We start from the raw sequence: 5,695 nt of genomic DNA, 5'->3' as shown, positions 1-5,695 counted from the left end.
CCGAGAGGTTTTCCCGGCTTGGCTCAGGATTGCCTTATCTGTTACCAGACTTAGGTTTCCCTGAATTTGAGAGCATTCACATGACAGATTTCTCTATCAGTGCTCAATTTCCTTAAGTCCGTAGCGTCTACCATTCCGCCACGCCCCCTGGTTGAGTTAGATAGCTGTGGGTTTGTCTTTACCCATCAACCTCTGTGATTTCACTGTTTTCTATTTAAACATGAACTGGGTCTACTATGCAAGTATACTGTTGTTGAAATTTTCAAGAGGGGGCAAACTCTGGCTTTGGGGCAACACAGGGCAGCATGTTCGACCTAAGGTAGTATAGTAGGGTTGAGCGATTGACCTTGGCCTTTGGGCCACGCTAAGCGAATGGTCACGCTACGCGATGCTCCGTAGGAGCTGCTAAAAGCGATTGACCGTAGGTCACGCTACGCGATCGCATTTTTGTCTTCTGTGTCCTAAACCAAAATTCTATGATTACTGCGATACTGTACCTGTCTTTGGCAGGAGCCTACTTATTGGTATTCCCTCTCGCCATCTATCTTTACCTACAGAAACGGTGGTACGTTGTTAGCTCCTTCGAGCGAGGCTTCATGTACTTCCTGGTCTTCTTATTCTTTCCAGGTTTATTACTCTTCAGTCCAATCTTAAACCTCCGCCCCAAGCGGCGTCAGCCACAAGGGTAAGTTAGTTACTTAAGCGATCATTAGTAATTCATGCGACGAATTGACGCGATTGGAATTGCCCTTGGTATCTTTGCTGCTGGCGGCATAGCCTACTTGATCTTTCAGCTGGCTGGGTACGATCAAATTAAAGCCGGGATTTGGAGTCAAGTCCTCTTGGTTGGGGGGTTATTTGGGTGGGTGCTAACCTACTTGTTTCGAGCCCTGACCCAAACCATGACCTATAACCAGCAGGTGAAAGAGTATAAAGATGCTGTCCTGCAAAAGCGGCTCGAAGAAATGACACCAGAAGAACTTGCCCAACTCCAAGCAGAGGTGGAACAGGAAAAGCGTTTGACTAAGGCAGAGGGCGATTCCTCTATATCCCCTCTTAAGCAGGAGGGGCAGGGGCAAAACTAGATGACGAATGACCAATGACAAAAATTTCCGATTGCTTCGGATCCCTGAGATCTAACTCCCAGTGTGCTCTGATTCCTTTTATTACCGCTGGGGATCCCGATTTAGAAACCACAGCCAAAGCCTTGCGGGTACTCGACCAATCTGGTGCTGACATCATTGAACTGGGAGTACCCTATTCCGATCCTTTGGCCGATGGTCCAACTATCCATGCTGCTGCTACTAGAGCATTACAAAAAGGTGTGCAGTTGGATGATGTTCTGGCAATGGTAAAGGAGGTTAGCCCAGAGTTACAAGCGCCAATTGTCTTATTTACCTACTACAATCCCATTCTCAACCGAGGGATTAATTCGTTTTTAGAGCAGATTGCTCAAGTGGGGGCGAAAGGGTTAGTGGTGCCTGATTTACCCCTCGAAGAAGCTGAAATTTTGCTGAAACCCGCAGCAGAGCTTGGGATTGAAGTGATATTGTTAGTGGCACCAACTTCACCAACAGAACGGATTGAAGCGATCGCTAAACAGTCTCAAGGCTTTATTTACTTAGTCAGTGTTACCGGTGTCACCGGGATGAGAACTCAGCTGCAATCACGGGTAAAAGACTTACTCAATCAGATGCGTGATGTAACCGATAAGCCGATCGGGGTTGGCTTTGGTATCTCCGAGCCAGAACAGGCTAAGCAGGTCAAAGATTGGGGAGCAGATGCCGTGATTGTAGGTAGCGCTATAGTAAAGCGTTTGGCAGATGGGACGCCATCAGAAGGGTTGTCAGCCATTGGAGACTTTTGCCAAAGCCTGAAATTAGCGATTACAGAGTGAAGCCATGGTTACTCAGGCTTGGCATTTACTGTCTAGGATACCGATCACAAACTACTGATCGGATTAATCCTTCGTATTTAGATTCTGTTTGATATCCAGATACATTCTCGGATTGAAATTCTTTCTGGGATTTATGGATTTCGTTTCCAAACACTGTTACGTAACTCCCAAAGCTGAAAGCCCCGCGTTTTTAAACCGGGGATGAAAGCTCATAGCGACTTTAGTCGCCGTGAAAAAAAACTTGGTGAGGACTTGACAGATTATGCTAGGCGTGTTAGCACAACAATATATCAAAAGAGATCGAAATTCGTTCGCGTAGCGTGATCGAAGGTCAATGATTATTATTGAGTTCAAAGCATATGGTAACCCTCATCAGTATCTAGCTATTGACGAGGCTATTCGGACGGTTAAATTTATTCGCAATAGCTGCATTCGTCTGTGGATTGATAACAAAGGGACAGGGAAATATGACCTCAGCAAGTACAGTAAAGTACTGGCTAAAGAGTTTTCCTTTGCTAATGAATTAAACTCAACGGCTCGACAGGCTGCGGCTGAAAGAGCATGGTCATCGATTTCTCGCTTTTTTGAGAATTGCAAGAAAAAAGTTCCTGGGAAGAAAGGTTTTCCGAAATTCCAAAATCATTGTAGATCGGTTGAATACAAGCAGTCAGGATGGAAGTTATCCCCTGACAAAAAGTCGTTCGCGAAGCGTCGGCTTTGCCGAATCACCTTCAGTGACAAAAAAGGAATCGGAAAGCTAAAGCTCAAGGGTACATGGGATTTGTGGCGCTTCGACAAGAATCAAATCAAGCGAGTTCGCATAGTAAAAAGAGCTGATGGCTACTACATTCAGTTTTGCGTTTCTGTTGACGTAAAAGAACAATTAGAACCGGCTGATGCCACTTTGGGATTGGATGTAGGGCTAAAAGAATTATACACCGATTCTAGAGGAAATACCGAACCTAATCCCCGTTTTTATAGAGCCGGTGAAAAGCGCTTAAAGTTTTATCAACGCCGAGTTTATCGGAAAAAGAAAGGCTCATCCAACCGAAAAAAAGCCATTAATAAATTAGCTAGGCAGCACCTCAAAATAAGTAGGCAACGTGAAGAACATGCCAAGAGACTGGTTAGAAGTTACCGCAAGAAGAGTGCAGCCTTTATAGTTGGTAGGCTATGCATCAAAGGTGGCAGGTTTTGTTGTAAGGCTGCACTCTTCTAAGGTTTCGTCTCCGGCACGTTGCGTAATCCGGTCTAACGACCTGGTCGCCTATGAAGATTTGAGAGTCAAGAATCTAGTCAAAAATCACTGTCTAGCTAAATCTATTAATGACGCTGGTTGGTATCAATTTAGGAGTGCGATTCGTTGGTGAGAAACCATACCATGAATGTATGGGGGATTAACCGCTTGGTCCAATAGAACCACGACAACTTGATAACCATGAAGGTGAGAATCCTTCCCTCGTGAAATCCGAGTGACAGCCTTACCCTGATTCATGAACCTAACAAACTCATGGATTAATGCAAGGGTCGAACAGTGAAGCACCCTTAACCTGACCAGGTGTTAGTAACAGGCAAAGAACCCACGGGTACGAGAGAAAGATACGTCTGAATCATCGTCATGATAACGTAGCGAAATAAGGTTTGATACGCTACAGACAAATAAGTCAATGGAAGAAGGTTTGAATAGTTTTCTAATTATTCAAAGATTTCCCAGAAGTCTTCCCGGTGAATAGTATCACCCTAAAGGTTCACAGAATGGTTATCAGGAACGAAGTAACCCTCATACATACTCTCAGAAAGGTCGAATATTCTGAGTAGGTAGTTAGCCGCAAGTTAGATGAGGGCAAGATTGAGTCAGAAGCAAATGCCTAGAGTAATAACTAGGATACGCTGACCGACTCACGTTATAGGAAAAAGTATAGTCGTAAGTAGTAATGAAAAAGTCTAATACTCTGGGATTCTCCCAAAAGTCGGAATGGAATAAAGTCAACTGGCGAAAGCTAGAAAAGACTGTATTTAAGTTACAAAAACGAATATACCGAGCCTCACAACGTGGTGATGTCCGCGTGGTAAGAAAGCTACAAAAGACCATGATGAAATCATGGTCAGCTAAGATGATTGCGGTCAGACGGGTAACTCAACAAAATAAAGGCAAAAAGACTGCCGGAATAGATGGGGTCAAAGCTTTAACGAATAAGCAACGCCTCAAATTAGTAGCCAGCCTGAAAATCCTAAAGAAAGCTCAACCAACCAGAAGGGTATGGATACCTAAACCCGGAAAGAAAGAAGAGCGTCCTTTAGGGATACCCACCATATATGACCGTGCCCTACAAGCCCTAGCCAAACAAGCATTAGAACCAGAATGGGAAGCCAGATTTGAACCAAACTCCTATGGGTTCAGACCTGGACGCTCATGTCACGATGCTATAGAAGCAATATTTAGCAATATATGTCATAAACCAAAATGGGTTCTAGATGCAGATATTGCTAAATGCTTTGACAAAATAAATCAGGAAGCTCTACTAGAAAAATTAAATACTTATCCATCCATGAGACGTTTAATTAAGTCCTGGCTTAAAGCTGGTGTGATGGATAAAGGAATATTCTCACCTACAGATAAGGGCACCCCTCAAGGTGGAGTTATATCCCCACTTTTAGCAAATATAGCCCTTCATGGCATGGAACAGGCGGTATGGAATCACGCCAACTCGGTGAAAGGAAAGAAAACCTATTATAAAAGAGGATTGTCCCTAATCAGATATGCAGATGATTTCGTAATAATGCACCCTGACCAGAACGTGGTAGTAGAATATCAACAAATAGTCAACGAATGGTTAGGAAATATAGGGTTAGAACTGAAACCAAGTAAAACTATAATAGCCCACACATTTAATGGTTTTGATTTCCTAGGATTCAATATCAGACAATATAAAGCGGGGAAAAACCACTCAAAACAAGGTTTCAAAACTATCATCAAACCATCCAAGGAAAAAGTGAAAGAGCATTATGAGCAGCTCTCATCAGTAATAGACAGATATAGAGCCGCTCCGCAAGAGGCATTAATAAGCCATCTTAAACCCATTATAAACGGATGGTGTAATTATTACAAATCTGTATGTAGTAAAGACACTTTCAACAGTTTAGGGTATAGGCTTTGGAACAAACTTCAGAGATGGGGATATAGGAGACACCCTAATAAATCAAAGACCTGGGTAGCTAAGAAGTATTGGGGAACCATCGATGAGGATAGGTGGACTTTCATGAAAGATGTGAACCATTTTCTCCCGAAGCATAGCAAAACGGAGATAGTCAGACACAAGAAAGTCCAAGATATAAGAAGTCCCTATGATGGAGACCTAATCTATTGGAGTACCAGAATGAGAAAGCATCCTGAGATGACCACTCAGAAGGGAAGGCTTTTAGAACGGCAAGAAGGGAAATGCGCTCATTGTGGTCTTACTTTCAGGGATGGCGACTTATTAGAAAAACACCACATCTTACCACGTGCTCTAGGAGGTAATAATAAGGATGAGAATCTGGAGTTATTACACCTACACTGCCACGATGCAAAACACGGAAAGAGAATAAACACCTCAAGTCTAGATGACAATCCGTTAATGAGGTACCAATGACAATGGTTCCTATGATGAGGAGCCGTGTGATGTGAAAATGTCACGCACGGTTCTGAAGACGAGTCAGTGGGGTGATTCACTGGCTTAGTTTAATAATGGTTGGAGCATTTTGGTCAGAAGTTTGGCAGAGTCACTGTTGCAGTGAATCCTGCTTATACAAGCCAAA

At 43.4% G+C, this 5,695-nt stretch carries 7 protein-coding genes; 6 read left to right on the top strand and 1 reads right to left on the bottom strand.

Annotated elements, in window-relative coordinates; genetic code table 11:
• The first annotated feature begins 415 nt into the window (after positions 1-415).
• The 5 genes from LYNGBM3L_RS47235 to LYNGBM3L_RS10495 all read left to right on the top strand — a co-directional run bounded on the left by LYNGBM3L_RS47235 (position 416) and on the right by LYNGBM3L_RS10495 (position 3,116).
• Complete coding sequence (locus LYNGBM3L_RS47235; RefSeq protein ID WP_229414427.1) at positions 416-577, top strand: hypothetical protein; 162 nt, start codon at positions 416-418, stop codon at positions 575-577.
• The gene (gene ndhL, locus LYNGBM3L_RS36230; RefSeq protein WP_229414425.1) at positions 504-689 is read left to right on the top strand and encodes an NAD(P)H-quinone oxidoreductase subunit L; all 186 of its coding nucleotides are present in this window, start codon (positions 504-506) and stop codon (positions 687-689) included. The genes LYNGBM3L_RS47235 and ndhL overlap by 74 nt, the downstream gene beginning before the upstream one ends.
• 30 nt (positions 690-719) lie before the next feature.
• Positions 720-1,085, top strand: a complete 366-nt coding sequence (locus LYNGBM3L_RS10505; protein ID WP_008182190.1) for a DUF3007 family protein — start codon at positions 720-722, stop codon at positions 1,083-1,085.
• 14 nt (positions 1,086-1,099) lie between these two features.
• Positions 1,100-1,897 (top strand): tryptophan synthase subunit alpha, encoded by a 798-nt coding sequence (gene trpA / locus LYNGBM3L_RS10500; RefSeq protein ID WP_008182188.1) that lies wholly within the window; start codon positions 1,100-1,102, stop codon positions 1,895-1,897.
• 334 nt (positions 1,898-2,231) lie between these two features.
• Positions 2,232-3,116 carry an RNA-guided endonuclease InsQ/TnpB family protein gene (locus LYNGBM3L_RS10495; RefSeq protein ID WP_008182185.1) on the top strand — a complete coding sequence of 295 codons (885 nt, stop codon included), beginning with the start codon at positions 2,232-2,234 and terminating at the stop codon, positions 3,114-3,116.
• A gap of 123 nt (positions 3,117-3,239) precedes the next feature.
• Here LYNGBM3L_RS10495 and LYNGBM3L_RS44990 read toward each other — a convergent pair whose 3' ends face one another.
• Positions 3,240-3,392: a hypothetical protein gene (locus tag LYNGBM3L_RS44990; protein ID WP_008188615.1), complete on the bottom strand. Its 153-nt coding sequence runs from the start codon at positions 3,390-3,392 to the stop codon at positions 3,240-3,242.
• A gap of 439 nt (positions 3,393-3,831) precedes the next feature.
• On the opposite strand from LYNGBM3L_RS44990, the gene ltrA reads away from it, so the two are divergent.
• A complete protein-coding gene (gene ltrA / locus LYNGBM3L_RS10490) occupies positions 3,832-5,529 on the top strand; it encodes a group II intron reverse transcriptase/maturase (RefSeq protein WP_008182183.1) in 1,698 nt (565 codons plus the stop codon).
• Positions 5,530-5,695: the final 166 nt, after the last annotated feature.

Origin of the sequence: Moorena producens 3L, assembly GCF_000211815.1 — a bacterium.
GTDB lineage: Bacteria > Cyanobacteriota > Cyanobacteriia > Cyanobacteriales > Coleofasciculaceae > Moorena > Moorena producens.
The sequence above is the reverse complement of the archived record's forward strand: the minus strand, read 5'-3'. Positions and strand labels throughout refer to the sequence as shown.